This window comes from Cryptosporangium japonicum (genome assembly GCF_039524755.1).
GTDB lineage: Bacteria > Actinomycetota > Actinomycetes > Mycobacteriales > Cryptosporangiaceae > Cryptosporangium > Cryptosporangium japonicum.
The window spans coordinates 121,272-136,849 of record NZ_BAAAGX010000046.1 but is presented as its reverse complement, the minus strand read 5'-3'; the positions used below and the strand labels follow the sequence as shown (position 1 = coordinate 136,849).

Sequence of the window (15,578 nt, the reverse complement as noted above, 5' to 3'; positions counted from 1 at the left end):
GAGAGCCGGTGTCCCGACTCGGACGGTTCCGACGCCAGTCGGCCGTGGCGCTGAGCGCGGCCGCCTTGGTCGCCGTCGCAGCCTGCGGTGGTGGCGACTCCGAAGGCGCTGCCGCCCCGGCCAGCCTCGACCCCTCGGCCGACCTGTCGGCCCAGAAGCTCACCGTCTCGAACTGGGACGGCTACATGCCGGAGGACTTACCGGCCAAGTTCAAAGCCGCGGTCGGCCCGGCCGTCACGGTCACCAAGCACGCCACCAACGAAGAGGTCATGGCGAAGCTGACCGCGGGCGGCGACAGCGGCATCGACGTCGCGTTCGTGTCCGGCCAGTTCGCCCAGGCGCTCAACGAGCAGGGCCTGCTCGAGCCGATCCACACCGACCTGGTGCCGAACCTGAAGAACCTCTACCCGCAGGCCACCGAGCTCGCCTACGACAAGGGCAACTACTTCTCGGTGCCCTACACCTGGGGCACGACCGGGCTCTGCTACCGCACCGACCTCACCGGCTACACGCCGGACAGCTGGAACGACCTGCTGTCGCCGAAGCCGGCGCTGCGCAAGAAGGTCACGATGATGGCCACCGAGCGCTGGCTGATGCTGCCCGCGCAGAAGTCGCTCGGGTTCTCGGCCAACACCACGGACGAGGCCGAGATGGACAAGGTCAAGACGTCACTGGTCGAGGCGAAGAAGAACCTGCTGGCCTACGACGACACGACGTTCGGCGACCGCCTGAAGTCCGGCGAGGCGGCGCTGGTGGAGTCGTGGGACGGCTGGTGCCCGACCGACCAGCCGAACATCAAGTTCGTCGTGCCCAAGGAGGGCAGCGACGTCTGGGTCGACACGATGGTGATCCTCAAGTCGTCGAAGAACAAGGAAGCCGCGCACGCGTTCGTCAACTACATCCTCGAGGCGCCGAACCACGCCTGGGCCGCGCAGAACATCCTGTACAAGGTGCCGAACGAGGCCGCGATGAAGACGCTCGACCCGGCGCTGGTCACGAGCTACCCGCACCTCGCGATGACCCCGGCCGACCTGCTCAAGCAGGAGGGCTACATCGACCTGGGCGAGGCCGCGACGACGTACACGCGGATCGCCACCGAGGTCACGGCGGCCAAGTAGTGAGGCGTTCCTGGCTGGCCCGGGCCGTGTTCCTCGGCCCGGGCATCGCCTACCTCGCGGTGTTCCTGCTGGTGCCGCTCGCGCTCGTGCTCAGCTACGCGTTCTTCCGGCGCGGGCGCTTCGGCGGCATCGTCCACGAGGCCACGGTCGAGAACTTCAGCCGCCTGGCCGACGAGATCTACCTGCAGGTGCTCACCGATTCGCTGGTGATCGCGTTCGCCACCACCGTGCTCGCGCTGCTGCTCGGCTACCCGGCCGCGTACGCGATCGCCCGCCTGCCCCGCCGCTGGCGAACCGTCGCGCTCGTGCTCGTGGTGCTGCCGTTCTGGACGAACTTCCTGGTACGCACGTACGCGTGGATCGTGCTGCTGTCCACGCAGGGCGTGGTGAACAAGACGCTCACCGGCATCGGCGTCATCGACGAGCCGCTGGAGATGCTCTACACGACGCCGGCGGTGGTCGCGGGCCTGCTCTACGCGTACCTGCCGCTGATGATCCTGCCGCTCTACTCCTCGATCGAGCGCCTCGACCCGTCGTTGACGGAGGCGTCGGTCGACCTCGGTGCGGGCCGGTTCACCACGTTCCGGAAGGTCACGCTCCCGCTGACGCTCCCGGGCGCGATCACCGGCAGCATCTTCGTGTTCGTGCCCAGCCTCGGCAACTTCATCGTGCCCGAGCTGCTCGGCGGCGGCCGCACGGTGATGGTCGGCAACCTGGTCCGCGACCAGTTCCTCAAAGCGCGCGACTGGCCGTTCGGGGCCACGCTCGCGCTCACGCTGCTCGCGTTCCTGGTCGTGCTGCTGGTCGCACAGTCGTGGGCGAACCGACGGAGGGCCTCGTGAAGGCTGCGCTGGGCGTCGTACTGGCCTTTCTGTACGCGCCGATCGTCGTACTCGTGGTGATGTCGTTCAACGCCTCGGACAGTCCGTACTCGCTCGACGGGGTGAGCGGCCGCTGGTACGGCGAACTGCTGCACGACGAGCAGATCCGCCAGGGCCTGATCAACACGCTGATCGTCGCGGCCGGATCGACCGCGCTGGCCGCCGTGCTCGGCACGCTGCTCGCGGTCGGGCTCGCCCGGTACACCCGCTCCCGGATGCTCGACGCGCTGGCGCTCGCCCCCGCCGTGCTGCCGGACATCGTGCTGGCGATCGGTCTGCTGGCGTTCTGGTCGCTGCTCCAGGCGACGCTCGGCCTGCACTCGGTGCTGCTCGCGCACCTGCTGTTCGGCACGGCGTTCGTCACCGCGGTCGTGCGCGCCCGGCTGCACCAGGTCGACGGGGCGCTGGAGGAGGCGTCCCGCGACCTCGGCGCCGGCGCGGTGACCACGTTCCTGCGCATCACGCTGCCGTCGCTCGGCCCCGGGATCGCGGCCGGGTCCCTGCTGGCGTTCACGCTCTCGATCGACGAGTTCGTGATCGCGTTCTTCACCGCCGGCCCGAGCCAGCCCACGCTGCCGATCGTCATCTACTCGATGATGCGCTTCGGTGTGACGCCGGAGATCAACGCGCTGGCCACGGTGCTGCTCGCGGTGAGCTTCACGGTGGTGCTGGCCGCGCAGCGCCTGAGCCGCCTGACCGACTCCCTAGGACGATGATGCTGTCAATCACCGGTGTGTCACGCAGTTTCGGCGAGGTCCGAGCGCTCGACGACGTCTCGCTGGAGATCGCGTCCGGCGAGTTCTTCGCGCTGCTCGGCCCCAGCGGGTGCGGCAAGACCACGCTGCTGCGGATCATCGCCGGGTTCGAGGCGCCCGACTCGGGCACGGTGACGCTCGACGGCTCGGACCTCCTGGGCGTGCCCCCGAACAAGCGGCCGATCAACCTGATGTTCCAGTCCTACGCGCTGTTCCCGCACCTGAGCGTGGAGAAGAACATCGGGTACGGCCTGGCGCGCGAGGGCCTCCCGAAGGCCGAGATCCGGCGCCGGGTGTCAGAGGTCCTCGATACCGTCGGCTTGGGGGCGGTCGCGAACCGACGTCCCCACCAGCTGTCCGGCGGTCAGCGCCAGCGGGTGGCCCTGGCCCGCGCGATCGTGAAACGCCCCCGGCTCCTGCTGCTCGACGAGCCGCTCTCCGCGCTCGACCGCCAGGTGCGCGCCGAGATGCAGATCGAGCTGAAGCGTCTGCAGCACGAGGTCGGCATCACATTCGTCGTGGTCACCCACGACCAGGAGGAGGCCATGTCGCTGGCCGACCGCATCGCGGTGCTGGAGGCGGGCACGGTCCGGCAGGTGGCGCCGCCGGTGGAGCTGTACGCGCGGCCCGCCGACCGGTTCGTGGCCGGGTTCGTCGGCTCGAACAACATTCTCCCGGCCGAGACCGCGGTGAGGCTCGGGCTCGTTCCGGCGGGCACCACGTCGTTGCTCACGGTGCGTCCGGAGAACGTACGGGTGGGCGACGGTGCGGGGACGTTGACCGGGACCGTGTTGGACACGGTGTTCCACGGCGGGTCGTCGCGGATCGCCGTCGGAGTGGACGGTCTCGCCGAGCCGATCCTCGCGACCCGCCCCGGTGCCCCGACGGTGTCGGTCGGGGACGAGGTGCGGGTGAGCTGGGCGCCCGAGGACGCGGTGCTGGTGCCCGCGTGAGCTCGCGGTCAGGCGCGGCGGCGGCGGGTGGTGCGCTTGGGCGGATCAGCCAGCGGGTTGCCGGTGGCCAGCCGGGCGTAGTCGACGATCAGGTCCACCGCCTCGGCGTACCCGATCGTGGGGTGCCTGGCCACGATCCGGTACCCGTACGCGTCCTCCAGCGCCACCAGGTTGCGTGCCACCACCGTGGTTCCGCCCGGAGCCGCGGTGAACACGCCCCGGGCCACCCCCGCCTCGAGGATGCCCTGGTACATCGACACCTGCCGGTCGAACAACGTGGTCAGCAGGGCCGCGTAGACCCGGCTGCGCCCGGCCGCCCCGCCGAGTTCGCACAGCAGACGCACGTCGGCGTCGTCGGAACCGGTGGGCAGCCCGGACCGGATCGTCACGAGGAGCCGCTCGACCGGGTCGTCGAGCGCCTCGATGGCTTTGACCCGCAGCTCGTAGAACCGTTCCATGCCCGCGTGGTGGGCGTCGATCAGCAGCTCCGAGATGTCGGGGTAGTGGTAGAGCACCGCCCCGGACGTGAGGCCGGCCTCCTCGGCGATCTGGTTGAGGTGGACGCTCTCCGCGCCGTGCCTCACCATCGCGCGGCGAGCCGCCTCGATCAAGTCGTGACGACGCTCGGAACGGGGCTTGCGTCCGGCCATCAAGCACCCCTTACAGAGCAACGATTGAAATCTTCCACAGGATACTTCCTGCTGGTTGACGCCGTGCATCCCCACGTATTTGAATTCAGATTCAGGAACCAGGGAGGATCACCATGGTGACCGTGCTGTTCATGCCGGAGAGTGCGTACGGGCCGACGAACAACTGCATCGGCATCGGCAACGTGCTCAAACAGCGCGGCCACCGGGTCGTCTTCGCCGCCGAGGCGTCCTGGAAGGGCAAGCTCACCGCGCTCGGCTTCGAGGAGGACCTCGTCGACCTCGCGCCCCCGCCGGCCGAGGACGCACCGGAGCAGGACGCCGGCCAGTTCTGGAAGGACTACATCGCCGCGTCGGCGCCGGAGTTCCGCAAGAGCACGTTCGAGCAGCTGGAGTCGGTCACGGCTCCGATCTGGAAAGAGCTGATCGACGGCGCGAAGTACTGCGAGCCGCAGCTCAAGGCCATCATCGAGCGGGTCCGGCCGGACGTGATCGTCGAGGACAACGTGCTCGCGTTCCCCGCGCTCACCACCGCGGGGGTGCCGTTCGTCCGGATCGTGTCGTGCAACCCGCTCGAGGTGAAGGGCCCCGGCGTCGCCCCGGTGTTCTCCGGGTACCCGGCCGCCGACCGCTCGCAGTGGGCCGCGTTCCGCGCCGAGTACGACCGCACCCACCGGCCGCTGTGGGAGGAGTTCAACGCCTGGGTCGTCGAGCAGGGTGCCGAGCCGCTGCCCGACCTCGAGTTCATCGGCGAGGGTGCGCTCAACCTCTACGTCTACCCCGAGGTCGCCGACTACGTCGACGAGCGCCCGCTCGGGCCCACCTGGCACCGGCTCGACTCGTCGGTCCGCGAGACCGACGAGAAGTTCGAGCTGCCGGCGGAGATCGCCGGCGGTGACGGCAAGCTCATCTACTTCAGCCTCGGCTCGCTCGGCTCGGCCGACGCCGACCTGATGCGCCGCATCATCGCCGCGCTCGCCCGCACCCCGCACCGCTACATCGTCTCCAAAGGGCCGTTGCACGACGAAATCGACCTGGCGCCGAACATGTGGGGAGCGGAGTTCCTGCCGCAGACCTCCATTCTCCCGCTCGTCGATCTGGTCATCACGCACGGCGGCAACAACACCACCACCGAGGCCGTGCACTTCGGCAAGCCGCTGATCGTGCTGCCGCTCTTCTGGGACCAGTACGACAACGCCCAGCGCGTCGACGAGAGCGGGCTCGGCGTCCGGCTGAGCACGTACACGTTCACCGACGACGAGCTGTACGCGGCGCTCGACCGGCTGTTGAACGACGAGGCGCTCGCGGCGGAGCTCGCGCGGACCAGCGCCGCGATCCGGTCCCGGGACGGGCTGCGCCGCGCGGCCGACCTGATCGAATCGGTCGTTTCTTGACGACCGATTTTTTCGCCGGCCTGACGCCGGGGCCCGGCGTCGACAAGGCGCTCGCCGACGCGGCCCCGGAGGTGTTCTGGACCGACCGGCCCGACGTACCGGCCCCCCGCGACCCGGTCACCGGGAGCTCGGCCGACCTGGTCGTCGTCGGGGGTGGGTTCACCGGGCTGTGGACCGCGGTCCTGGCCAAACAGCAGGACCCGTCGGCCGACGTGGTGCTGCTGGAGGGGCGCCACGTCGGGTACGGGGCCAGCGGCCGCAACGGGGGGTTCCTCTCCGATTCGCTGACGCACGGGCACGCGCACGGCCGGTCCCGCTGGCCGGACGAGATGCCGACGCTGGTGGAGCTGGGGCGGCGCAACGTCGCGGAGATCGCGTCGACGCTCGCGGCCCACGACATCGACGCCGACCTGCGGCTCGTGGGCAAGACGACGGTGGCGGTCTCGCCGTACCAGCTGGACTACCTGGGCTCGCTCGCCGAAGCGGACCCGCGGGCCGTCGTGCTCGATGCCGACGCGATGCGCGCGGACGTCGATTCGCCGACCTACCTCGGCGGGGTGCGCCTGCCCGGCGCCGGAGGGCTGGTGGATCCGGGGCGGCTCGTGTTCGGGCTCGCGCGGTTGGCGGATTCGCTGGGGGTGCGGAGGTTCGACACCTCGCCGGTGACGGGCCTGGCCCCGGGCGGTGCGGGGGTCGAGGTGCGGACGCCGACCGGCACCGTGCGTGCGGGCCGGGTCGCGCTGGCCACGAACGCGTACCCGGCGCCGTTGAAGCGGGTGCGGCCGTTCGTGCTGCCGGTCTACGACCACGTGCTGGTCACCGAGCCGCTCACCGACGCCCAGTGGGCGTCGCTCGGCTGGGTGGAGCGGCAGGGGCTCACCGACGCCGGCAACCGGTTCCACTACTACCGGCCCACCGCCGACGGGCGGATCCTCTGGGGCGGCTTCGACGCGCTGTACCACTTCGGGGGGAGAGTGCGGGCCTCCTACGAACAGCGTCCGGCCACGCATCGGCGGCTGGCCACGCACTTCTTCGCGACGTTCCCGCAGCTCGAAGGGGTGCGCTTCACGCATCGGTGGGGCGGGGTCATCGACTCGACCAGCCGGTTCACGCCGATGTTCGGCACCGCGTCGCGGGGGCGGATCGCGTACGCCCTCGGGTACACCGGGCTGGGCGTGGCGTCGGCCCGGTTCGGCGCCGCGGTGATGCTCGATCTGCTGGCCGGCCGGGAGAGCGACGCCACCCGCCTGGCGATGGTGCGCCGACGACCGGTGCCGTTCCCACCGGAGCCGCTGCGGTGGCCGGTGGTGCAGCTGACCCGGGGCGAACTGATCCGCTCCGACGCCCGCGGGGGTCGCCGCGGCCCCTGGCTCCGCCTCCTCGACCGCTTCGGCGTCGGTTTCGACAGTTAGGACGGTTCTCGTGAAGATCGTGAATCCGGCGACCGGAGAGGTCGCGGCGGAGCTGGCGGACACGCCGGTCACCGACGTGGCCGCCGCCGTGGCCCAGGCGCGCACCGCGTTCGGCGAGTGGCGGGAGACCACCCCGGCCGACCGTTCGAACCTGCTGCTGAAGCTCGCCGACCTGGTCGAGGCGAACGCCGACACGCTGACGAAGTTCGAGGTCGAGGACACCGGCAAGCCGGTACCGGTGTTCCGCGACGGGGAGCTGCCGTTCGCCGTCGACAACCTGCGCTTCTTCGCCGGAGCGGCCCGCTCGCTGGCCGGCACCGGCGCCGGAGTGCTCTCCGCGGGCTACACGTCGATGCTGGTCCGGCGTCCGATCGGGGTGGTCGGTGCGATCTCGCCGTGGAACTTCCCGCTGATCATGGCGATCTGGAAGATCGGCCCCGCCCTCGCGGCCGGCAACGCGGTCGTGATCAAACCCGCCCCGCAGACGCCACGCAGCACGCTGCTGCTCGGTGAGCTGATCGCCGCGGCCGGCGCGCCCGAAGGGCTGGTGCGCGTGGTGCTCGGCGGTGGCGACGTGGGCCAGGCGCTGGTCACCGACCCGGGCGTCGACATGGTGTCGTTGACCGGGTCCAGCGAGACCGGTCGCGCGGTGATGGCCGGCGCGGTACCCGGCCTCAAGCGCCTGCACCTGGAGCTGGGCGGCAAGGCTCCCGCCGTCGTTTTCGCCGACGCGGATCCGGACGAGATGGCGGCCGCGGTCGCGCTCGGCGCCACCTACAACACCGGCCAGGACTGCACCGCCGCCACCCGCGTCTACCTGGAACGCTCGATCTGGGACGAGGGCGTGGAGGCGTTGCGCGCGACGCTGGCGAAGATCCGGGTCGGCGACCCGGCGGGCGCGGAGACCGACATCGGCCCGATGGTGTCCGCGGCCCAGCGCGACCGTGTGCACGGCTTCGTGAGCAGGGCGGTCGACGCCGGTGCCCGCATCGCGACCGGCGGCATCCTCCCGGACGGGCCGGGGTTCTACTACCCGCCGACCCTGGTGCTCGACGCCGATCAGCAGAGCGAGATCGTCCAGCAGGAAGTGTTCGGGCCGGTGCTGGTCGCGGTGCCGTTCGACTCCGAGGCGCAGGGCGTCGCGCTGGCCAACGACACCCCGTACGGTCTGGCGTCGTCGGTGTGGTCCCGCGACGTGGCGCGGGCTCTGCGTGTCGCGCACCGCCTCGACTTCGGCACCACGTGGATCAACGACCACCTGCCGCTGGCCTCCGAGGCCCCGCACGGCGGCATCAAGGCCAGCGGCTTCGGCAGCGACATGAGCGAGGCCGCCGTCCACGAGTACACGGCCACCCGCCACCTGATGGTCAAACACGCCGCCCCGGCCCCCCGGGACTCCTTCCGCCCGGCCTGACGGAACTCTGACGGGTTGTCGCTGGGTTTCATGGGCGGTCGCCCGCAACAACCCGTCAGATACCCAGGGCCCCGCGGAGGCGTGTCGTACTCGACGGCGAGCTTGGCCTCCGGCCACCCCAGGTCCACGCGGGCGACGAACCTCGGCCCGTCGACGATCGTGAATTGCGGCACCGGCGGCGGGAAGCCGGCGAGTACGATCTTCAGCCGCGCCCGAGTCTCCTGCGGCGACTCCGCGCGGCCGTCGGCCAGACCGATCGCCCTGGCCGCGCGGGCGTAGGGCTTCCGCTGGGCCCAGGCCAGCATCGTGTCCTTCGCCGGACGACGGTGACGGAACATCACGTCCAAGGCGACGACGCTGTCGAACAGATCGCGCCCGGAGGCGATCTCCCAAGCGGTTCTCGCCGGCGTCGTGATTCGCGGCACGCCACGACAGAGGTGTTCCCTCGGCAACCAGGTGGTTCGCCGCACCACGATCCCGCGGCGACCGAACCGGCAGCTCGGAGGCGCGAGAACGGCGACCGGATCGCCGACCTCCCCGATCGGCAGGTTCAGCAGGCACGCCGCCGAACTCCCGGCCCACCCCCCTCGTCCACAGGGGAAGCCGCGGTCTTGTCGCTGTCCCCAGCCCTCGGGCGGCCGCGGTAACCCGGCAGATCTATCCGAGCCAGGACTCGTCGTCGGTGGTGTGGGCCAGGGTGGCCTGGAGGAGGCGGCGGAGTGCTTCCACGGCGGCGGGGGAGACGCCCTGGAAGAAGGACTCCTCGGCCTCCTCCAGGGCCCGCCCGATCCGGGGGAGTTCCCGGACCGCCTGCGGGGTCAGTGCCAGCCGGCGGGTGCGGCCGCTGGCGCCGGGGGCACGCACCAGGTAGCCGGAGCGCTCCAGGGCGGACACCAGCTCGTGCAGCGACTGGCGGGTCACGTCCAGCTGGCGCGCCAGCTCGGTGGTGGTGAGCTCCGGCTCGAGATCGAGCTGGACCAGGAGCCAGTACTGACGCGTCGTCAGGTCGAACGGGCGCAGCGCGGCGTCGGAGTAGCGGGCGGCCAGGCCACCGGCGTGCGCGAGCAGGTATGCGACCGGAGGCGGCACGACACCATTCTGTCAGGGCTCCTGACAGTTACGTGATTTTTCGGCCTACGCTTCTCTGGCTTCCGGCGCCGGAAAGCCTCCCAATCCCTCATTAGCCGCCTCAAAGCGGCTGGTTACGCATGTCCATGAGGAGGACGAATGATCTCCGCACGGAATCTCACGAAAAGATTCCGGCTACGGCGAGGAGAGGTCGTCGAGGCGGTCCGGGGCATCAGTTTCGACGTGCACGCCGGAGAGCTGGTGGCGTTCCTCGGCCCGAACGGCGCCGGCAAGTCGACGACGTTGCGCATGTTGACGACGCTGGTGCCGCCGAGCGAGGGGACGGCCACGGTCGCCGGGCACGACATCCGGCAGGACCCGGCCGGGGCCCGGCGCGCGATCGGCTACATCGGACAGGGCCACGGCGCCGGCGACTACTTCCGGGTGCGCGACGAACTGGTCACCCAGGGCCGGCTCTACGGACAGACCCGGAAACAGGCCCGGACCCGAGCGGACGAGCTGCTGACCGTCCTCGACCTCGAACCGCTCGCGAAGCGCACGGTGTCCACGCTCTCCGGCGGCCAGCGACGGCGGCTCGACATCGCGATCGGGCTCGTCCATCGTCCGCCGCTGCTGTTCCTGGACGAGCCGTCCACGGGCCTGGACCCGCAGAACCGCGCGAACCTCGCCGAGGTGATCCGGCGGCTGCGTTCCGAGTTCGCGACCACGGTGTTCCTGACCACGCACTACCTGCCGGAGGCGGACGCGCTCGCGGAGCGGGTGATCGTCATCGACCACGGCCGGGTGATCGCCGACGACGAACCGGCCCGCCTCAAGGAACAGACCGCCAAGGACTCCCTCGACGACGTGTTCCTCGAGCTCACCGGACGGAGCCTGCGTAATGACTAGCGTCATCTTCGAGCGCGAGATCGCCCCGGTGCTGCGCAACCCGCTCGGCCTGGTGTTCACGGTGGCTCAGCCGCTGGTGTTCCTGCTGCTCTTCGGGCCGCTGCTCGGCGACGTCCCGGGCACCGGCTGGCAGTGGTTCGTCCCGGGGATCCTGGTGATGACCGGCCTGTTCGCCACCGCGGGTGCCGGCTGGGGCATCCAGGCCGAGCTGCAGGGCGGATCGATGGAACGGATCCTGGTGACGCCGGTGAGCCGGGCGTCGATCCTGGCCGGCAAGACGCTGAAGGAGAGTCTCTCCCTGCTGGCGCAGGCGGTGCTGATCGTGCTCGTCGCGATGCCGCTGGGGTTCCGGCTCCACCTGCTGCCGGTGCTGGCGGGGCTGGCTCTGCTGGCGGTGTTCGGCGTCGGCCTCGGGTCGCTGGCCATCGCGCTCGCGATCGTCACCCGCAAGCAGCCCGAGACGTTCTGGGGTGCGCACCAGTTCCTGCTGTTCCCGCTGGTGCTGCTGTCCGGGGTGCTGCTGCCGGTCGAGGGCGGACCGGGGTGGCTCGCGACGGCCGCCCGCCTCAACCCGTTGACGTACCTGGTCGAGGCCGAGCGGGCCCTGTTCGCCGGGGACTTCCTGGACTCCTCGGTGCTCTGGGGCGCGATCGGCGCGGTGCTGACGGCCGCGGTGGGCCTGACCGTGGGCGCGCGGGCGATGCGTACCGCCGCGCTGTGACCCTTCGTGGCGCCCCTACAGCGGGGGCGCCACGAAGACACCGCGGTCCGGGTCGTTGAAGGACTCCTTCGCGACCAGCTCGTTCATCGGGTTCGCGGTGCCCCACTGGTCGGTGACCTCGGGCTGGGAGAAGTCGTAGACGTGGGGGTGCCAGGTGTCCTCGTCGAGCAGCTCGAGCTCGGTCGTGTACTCCACCGTGTTGCCGTGCGGGTCGAAGAAGTAGGTGAACGTGTTGTCCCCGGCCATGTGCCGGCCCGGCCCCCAGATCTTGCGCACCCCGGCACGCAGGAGCCGGCCGGTGCCGAACATGTACTCGTCGACGCCGCGCAGCTCGAACGACGCGTGGTGCAGCGACGTGTGCGGGCCCTGCGCGATGGCCAGGCTGTGGTGCTGCGGGTTGCACCGCATGAAGTACATGACGTCGCCGATGTACGGGTGCGACAGCGTGTCCGAGAGCGCGAACGACAGGTTCTCGGTGTACCAGTCGCGGGTCGCCGACGCGTTCGGCGAGTTCAGCACGACGTGCGAGAGACGGACCGGGATCGACTCGCGTGCCTCGATCTTGCGGTGGACCCGCGGGGCGACGTCGGACGAGATCTCGACGGTCCGGCCGTCGATGTCGAAGAAACGGAAGCCGTAGCCGCCGCCGGGGGTGTCGACCTTGCCCGGCTCGGAGATCAGCTGGATGCCCTTCGCGAGCAGCGACGCGGCCAGCGCGTCGACGTCCGCGGCGGTGGCCGCACCGAACGCGACCAGGTCCAGCCGCTTCTCGGACGCTTCCCGGATCCGGACGACGTACTGCTCCGGCGAGCCCTCGGCGGCGAGGAAGACCACGCCGCTGTCGTCGGCGACCCGGGTGAGCCCCCACAGGTCCTCGTAGAAGGTCACCTGGGTGTCGAAGTCGGGCACCGCCAGATCGACGTGCCGCAGATGGGTGATGAGGCGCTGCGTCTCCATGGCGCTACTATGCGAGCCACATCACACATGAAGGAAATCGATTATCGGCATGGAGGTCATCGGTGGCATCGATGCCGGGCCGGGTGAACCTCGCGGGCCTCGACCTGAACCTGCTGGTCGCCCTGAACGCGTTGATCGAAGAGCAGAACGTCACGCGGGCGGGTGAGCGGGTCGGGCTCACCCAGCCCGCGATGAGTGCCGCGCTGGCCCGTCTGCGCCGGCACTTCGGGGACGAGCTGATGGTGCGCCACGGCAACCGCTACGAGCTGACGCCGCTGGGCGTGGCGTTGCGGCACCGCACCGAGATGGCGGTGGCCGCAGTCGAGCGGGTGTTCGGCGCGCAGCCCGACTTCGACCCGCTCACCGCCGAGCGCGAGTTCACCGTGCTGCTCAGCGACTACGCGCTGATGGTGCTCGGGCCGATCGTCGCGAACCTGCTGGAGGAGCGGGCGCCGGGGGTCCGGCTGCGCCTGGAACCGCACGGGCCGAGCGTGATCGACGACGCCGAGACGACGCTGCGCGGCAACGACCTCCTGCTGCTGCCGCACGGGTTCATCAGCGACTACCCGTCCCAGGACCTGTACACCGACGGCTGGGTCTGCGTCCTGTCCGCCGACCACCCGACGATCGGGGACTCGATCAGCGCCGAGGAGCTGCGCTCCCTGCCCTGGGTGACGCAGTACCACCGGCCCACCGCGGCCACGACCGCCGACCGGCAGCTCGCGCTGCTCGGGTTCGAGCACCGCGTCGACCTGGTGATCGAGAGTTTCCTGCCGCTGCCGTTCCTGCTCTCCGGGACGCGACGGGTGGCGCTGCTGCAGCGTCGGCTGGCCGAACGGCTCGCCGCCGCCGCCGGCGTGCGGATCCTGCCGTGCCCGATCGAGGTCACCGACCTCGTCGAGGCCGCGTGGTGGCATCCGCTGCACGCGGCCGATCCGGCCCACCAGTGGCTGCGCCGCCTGTTCGCCGACGCCGCGGCGCAGCTGGATATCCAGCCGGTCGATCGCGAGCATGTGAACTAGTGATTTCCGGCGGCCGAGTACCGACTGCTTCCATGGCGTACCGGCCGTGACGCGCATCACCGCAGCTCAGCGGCCTTCTCATTCGCTCGGGTCGCAAAGGTGCTGCCATGTCGACGAGTTCTGTGCCGGTTTCGGAGGTCACCCGCCGGGCCGGGCGGTTCCAGGGCGTCCTCTTACTCCTGGGCAGTTGTCTGCCGATTCTCGGTGCGGTGCTGATCGCGCCGGTGCTGCCGGACATCCAGGACCACTTCGCCGGGGTCGCCGGAGCGGAGGCCCTGGTGCCGGTCGCGCTGACGATCCCGGCGCTCGCGGTGGGGCTGCTCGCGCCGTTCGCCGGCCGGATCGTGGACGCGGTCGACCGCAAACGGCTGCTGCTGGGGGCGCTCGCGGTCTACGCGATCGTGGGCACCGCGCCGCTCTGGCTCGACTCGCTGCCCGCGATCGTGGCGAGCCGCGCGCTGGTCGGGGTCACCGAGGCGGCGATCATGACCTGCTGCACGACGCTGCTCGGTGACTACTTCTCCGGGGCGGCGCGGGACCGGTGGCTCGCGCTGCAGACCGTGTGCACCGCGCTCGCCGCGACGCTGTTCTTCGTGCTCGGCGGTGCGCTGGGTTCGGCCGGCTGGCGGACGCCGTTCTGGGCCTACGCGGTGAGCCTGGTACTGGTGCCACTGATGGCCCTCTTCATCTGGTCGCCGGCGCGCGGCGACGCGGTCGCCGGGCGTGGGCTCGTCCCGGTGCCGTGGCGGCTGCTGGCGGCGCCGGTGGGCGTGACGCTGTTCGGCGCGATCGTCTTCTACGTGATCCCGGTGGAGTTCAGCTTCGTCCTGGACGAGCTGGGAGTCACCGCCACGTCCACCATCGGCCTCGCGACGGCGATCACGAGCCTCGCCACCGTGGCCGGCGCGCTGACGTTCGGCCGGGTCTCCCGCCGGGGGCCGGTGACGCTGTTGCCGGTGGCGTTCGCGCTGGTCGCGGTCGGCCTCGGGGTGGTGGCGGCGTCCGGGTCGATGCCGGTCGCGGTGGGAGGCGCGTCGATCTCCAGCTACGGCGCCGGGCTCCTGCTGCCGACGCTGCTCACCTGGGCGATGAGCGTCCTGTCGTTCGAGCAGCGCGGCCGGGGCACCGGTACCTGGACGGCGAGCTTCTTCATCGGCCAGTTCGTCTGCCCGCTGCTCGTGCTGGCCCTCGGGGCCGGCACCGGTGGCCTGTTCGGCGCCATCGGCGTCCTTGCCGTCGCGGCCGCGATCGCCGCGCTGGCGTCGTTCACGGCGTCGCGGGCCGGTCACCTCCCCGTTGGCGCCGCGGAGTGATGACGCGTGATGAATGGCGAAGTCATCGTCACCTTTGCGTTATATAGCGAACTCCGCATATGTTGATGGCATGGCCCACGAGCACGCCCATCACGACCACTCGATCAGCCCGGACGCCGATCGGCGCTGGCTGATCACGGCGCTGAGTCTGATCGTGGCGTTCATGGTGGGCGAGGTGATCGTCGGCCTGATCGCCGAGTCGCTCGCGCTGCTCTCCGACGCGGCGCACATGCTCACCGACGCCGCCGCGATCGTGCTCGCGCTGGTCGCGATGCGCCTGGCCGCCCGGCCGGCCAAGGGCAACTTCACGTTCGGGCTGCGCCGGGTCGAGATCCTGTCCGCCCAGGTCAACGGCATCACGCTCTGGGTGCTGGCGGCCGTCTTCGTCATCGAGGCCATCGACCGGTTCCGCAACCCGCCCGACGTCGCCGGCGGCCTGGTGCTCGCCACCGCGGTCGTCGGCATCGGCGTGAACGCGCTCGCCACCTGGGCGATCTCCCGGGCCGACCGCCGTTCGCTCAACGTCGAGGGCGCGTTCCAGCACCTGCTCAACGACCTGTTCGCGTTCGTCGCCACCGCCGTCGCCGGCGCGATCGTGCTGTTCACCGGGTGGGCCAGGGCCGACGCCGTGGCCACGCTCCTGGTCGCGGTCTCGATGGCCTACGCGGGCTGGGGGCTGTTGCGTGACTCCTGGCGCGTCTTCCTCGAGGCCGCCCCCCGCGGCCTCGACGTGGCTCGCATCGACAGCGACCTGCACGCCGTCGACGGTGTGGTCGACGTGCACGACCTGCACGTCTGGGAGGTGACGTCGGGGTTCCCGAACCTCTCCGCGCACCTGCTGCTGGCCCGCGACCAGGACTGCCACGCCCGGCGCGAGGAGATCGCCGCGCTGCTGGCCGAGCGCTACGGCATCCGGCACACGACGCTGCAGGTCGACCACGCGCAGGAGCGGCTGATCGACCCGGCCGACCTCCGCTCCGGCGCCGCCCGGGAGGCGTCCCCGCACTGAGCCGG

At 70.8% G+C, this 15,578-nt stretch carries 14 protein-coding genes and 1 pseudogene; 12 read left to right on the top strand and 3 right to left on the bottom strand.

Annotated elements, in window-relative coordinates; all coding sequences use genetic code 11:
• Window positions 1-8: 8 nt before the first annotated feature.
• The 4 genes from ABD437_RS40945 to ABD437_RS40930 are packed head-to-tail and all read left to right on the top strand — an operon-like array spanning window position 9 to window position 3,707.
• Complete coding sequence (locus ABD437_RS40945) at window positions 9-1,118, top strand: polyamine ABC transporter substrate-binding protein (protein ID WP_344654382.1); 1,110 nt, start codon at window positions 9-11, stop codon at window positions 1,116-1,118.
• A complete protein-coding gene (locus ABD437_RS40940) occupies window positions 1,118-1,960 on the top strand; it encodes an ABC transporter permease (RefSeq protein ID WP_344654381.1) in 843 nt (280 codons plus the stop codon). Before ABD437_RS40945 ends, ABD437_RS40940 begins: the two co-directional genes overlap by 1 nt.
• Window positions 1,957-2,715 (top strand): ABC transporter permease, encoded by a 759-nt coding sequence (locus ABD437_RS40935; RefSeq protein WP_344654380.1) that lies wholly within the window; start codon window positions 1,957-1,959, stop codon window positions 2,713-2,715. The genes ABD437_RS40940 and ABD437_RS40935 overlap by 4 nt, the downstream gene beginning before the upstream one ends.
• Complete coding sequence (locus ABD437_RS40930) at window positions 2,715-3,707, top strand: ABC transporter ATP-binding protein (protein WP_344654731.1); 993 nt, start codon at window positions 2,715-2,717, stop codon at window positions 3,705-3,707. Before ABD437_RS40935 ends, ABD437_RS40930 begins: the two co-directional genes overlap by 1 nt.
• A gap of 8 nt (window positions 3,708-3,715) precedes the next feature.
• Here the strand turns inward: ABD437_RS40930 and ABD437_RS40925 are convergent, their stop codons facing one another.
• Window positions 3,716-4,357 carry a TetR/AcrR family transcriptional regulator gene (locus ABD437_RS40925; protein WP_344654379.1) on the bottom strand — a complete coding sequence of 214 codons (642 nt, stop codon included), beginning with the start codon at window positions 4,355-4,357 and terminating at the stop codon, window positions 3,716-3,718.
• 113 nt (window positions 4,358-4,470) lie between these two features.
• Between ABD437_RS40925 and ABD437_RS40920 the strand changes: the two genes are divergently transcribed.
• From ABD437_RS40920 to ABD437_RS40910, 3 genes are read left to right on the top strand one after another with little or no spacing between them, the layout of a single operon-like run.
• On the top strand, window positions 4,471-5,748 hold the full coding sequence (locus tag ABD437_RS40920; protein ID WP_344654378.1) for a glycosyltransferase: 1,278 nt from the start codon (window positions 4,471-4,473) through the stop codon (window positions 5,746-5,748).
• On the top strand, window positions 5,745-7,160 hold the full coding sequence (locus ABD437_RS40915; protein ID WP_344654377.1) for an NAD(P)/FAD-dependent oxidoreductase: 1,416 nt from the start codon (window positions 5,745-5,747) through the stop codon (window positions 7,158-7,160). Before ABD437_RS40920 ends, ABD437_RS40915 begins: the two co-directional genes overlap by 4 nt.
• Before the next feature lie 10 nt (window positions 7,161-7,170).
• Entirely contained in the window at window positions 7,171-8,574 is a 1,404-nt protein-coding gene (locus tag ABD437_RS40910) for an aminobutyraldehyde dehydrogenase (RefSeq protein WP_344654376.1), read from the top strand.
• Between the two features lie 657 nt (window positions 8,575-9,231).
• Here ABD437_RS40910 and ABD437_RS40905 read toward each other — a convergent pair.
• Complete coding sequence (locus ABD437_RS40905) at window positions 9,232-9,663, bottom strand: MarR family winged helix-turn-helix transcriptional regulator (protein WP_344654375.1); 432 nt, start codon at window positions 9,661-9,663, stop codon at window positions 9,232-9,234.
• Between the two features lie 138 nt (window positions 9,664-9,801).
• Here ABD437_RS40905 and ABD437_RS40900 point away from each other — a divergent pair.
• Together ABD437_RS40900 and ABD437_RS40895 are read left to right on the top strand one after the other, a co-directional pair.
• A pseudogene (locus ABD437_RS40900) lies at window positions 9,802-10,503 on the top strand (ABC transporter ATP-binding protein); the annotation flags it as partial.
• Between the two features lie 40 nt (window positions 10,504-10,543).
• Window positions 10,544-11,272 carry an ABC transporter permease gene (locus ABD437_RS40895; RefSeq protein ID WP_344654374.1) on the top strand — a complete coding sequence of 243 codons (729 nt, stop codon included), beginning with the start codon at window positions 10,544-10,546 and terminating at the stop codon, window positions 11,270-11,272.
• Window positions 11,273-11,287: 15 nt separating this feature from the next.
• On the opposite strand, the gene ABD437_RS40890 is transcribed toward ABD437_RS40895, so the two are convergent.
• A complete protein-coding gene (locus tag ABD437_RS40890; protein WP_344654373.1) occupies window positions 11,288-12,229 on the bottom strand; it encodes a VOC family protein in 942 nt (313 codons plus the stop codon).
• 71 nt (window positions 12,230-12,300) lie between these two features.
• Here ABD437_RS40890 and ABD437_RS40885 point away from each other — a divergent pair, with 71 nt between their 5' ends.
• The 3 genes from ABD437_RS40885 (at window position 12,301) to ABD437_RS40875 (ending at window position 15,573) form a co-directional block, all read left to right on the top strand.
• Window positions 12,301-13,251, top strand: a complete 951-nt coding sequence (locus ABD437_RS40885) for a LysR family transcriptional regulator (protein WP_344654730.1) — start codon at window positions 12,301-12,303, stop codon at window positions 13,249-13,251.
• Between the two features lie 107 nt (window positions 13,252-13,358).
• Window positions 13,359-14,564, top strand: a complete 1,206-nt coding sequence (locus ABD437_RS40880; RefSeq protein ID WP_344654372.1) for an MFS transporter — start codon at window positions 13,359-13,361, stop codon at window positions 14,562-14,564.
• 70 nt (window positions 14,565-14,634) lie between these two features.
• Complete coding sequence (locus ABD437_RS40875; protein WP_344654371.1) at window positions 14,635-15,573, top strand: cation diffusion facilitator family transporter; 939 nt, start codon at window positions 14,635-14,637, stop codon at window positions 15,571-15,573.
• The last annotated feature ends 5 nt before the right edge of the window (window positions 15,574-15,578 follow it).

Bases quoted from the DNA above. Each gene is read 5' to 3' on its own strand.
- ABD437_RS40930 (WP_344654731.1), top strand. From the start codon at position 2,715: ATGCTGTCAATCACCGGTGTGTCACGCAGTTTCGGCGAGGTCCGAGCG.
- ABD437_RS40925 (WP_344654379.1), bottom strand. From the start codon at position 4,357: ATGGCCGGACGCAAGCCCCGTTCCGAGCGTCGTCACGACTTGATCGAG.
- ABD437_RS40920 (WP_344654378.1), top strand. From the start codon at position 4,471: ATGGTGACCGTGCTGTTCATGCCGGAGAGTGCGTACGGGCCGACGAAC.
- ABD437_RS40895 (WP_344654374.1), top strand. From the start codon at position 10,544: ATGACTAGCGTCATCTTCGAGCGCGAGATCGCCCCGGTGCTGCGCAAC.
- ABD437_RS40890 (WP_344654373.1), bottom strand. From the start codon at position 12,229: ATGGAGACGCAGCGCCTCATCACCCATCTGCGGCACGTCGATCTGGCG.
- ABD437_RS40885 (WP_344654730.1), top strand. From the start codon at position 12,301: ATGCCGGGCCGGGTGAACCTCGCGGGCCTCGACCTGAACCTGCTGGTC.
- ABD437_RS40880 (WP_344654372.1), top strand. From the start codon at position 13,359: ATGTCGACGAGTTCTGTGCCGGTTTCGGAGGTCACCCGCCGGGCCGGG.
- ABD437_RS40875 (WP_344654371.1), top strand. From the start codon at position 14,635: ATGGCCCACGAGCACGCCCATCACGACCACTCGATCAGCCCGGACGCC.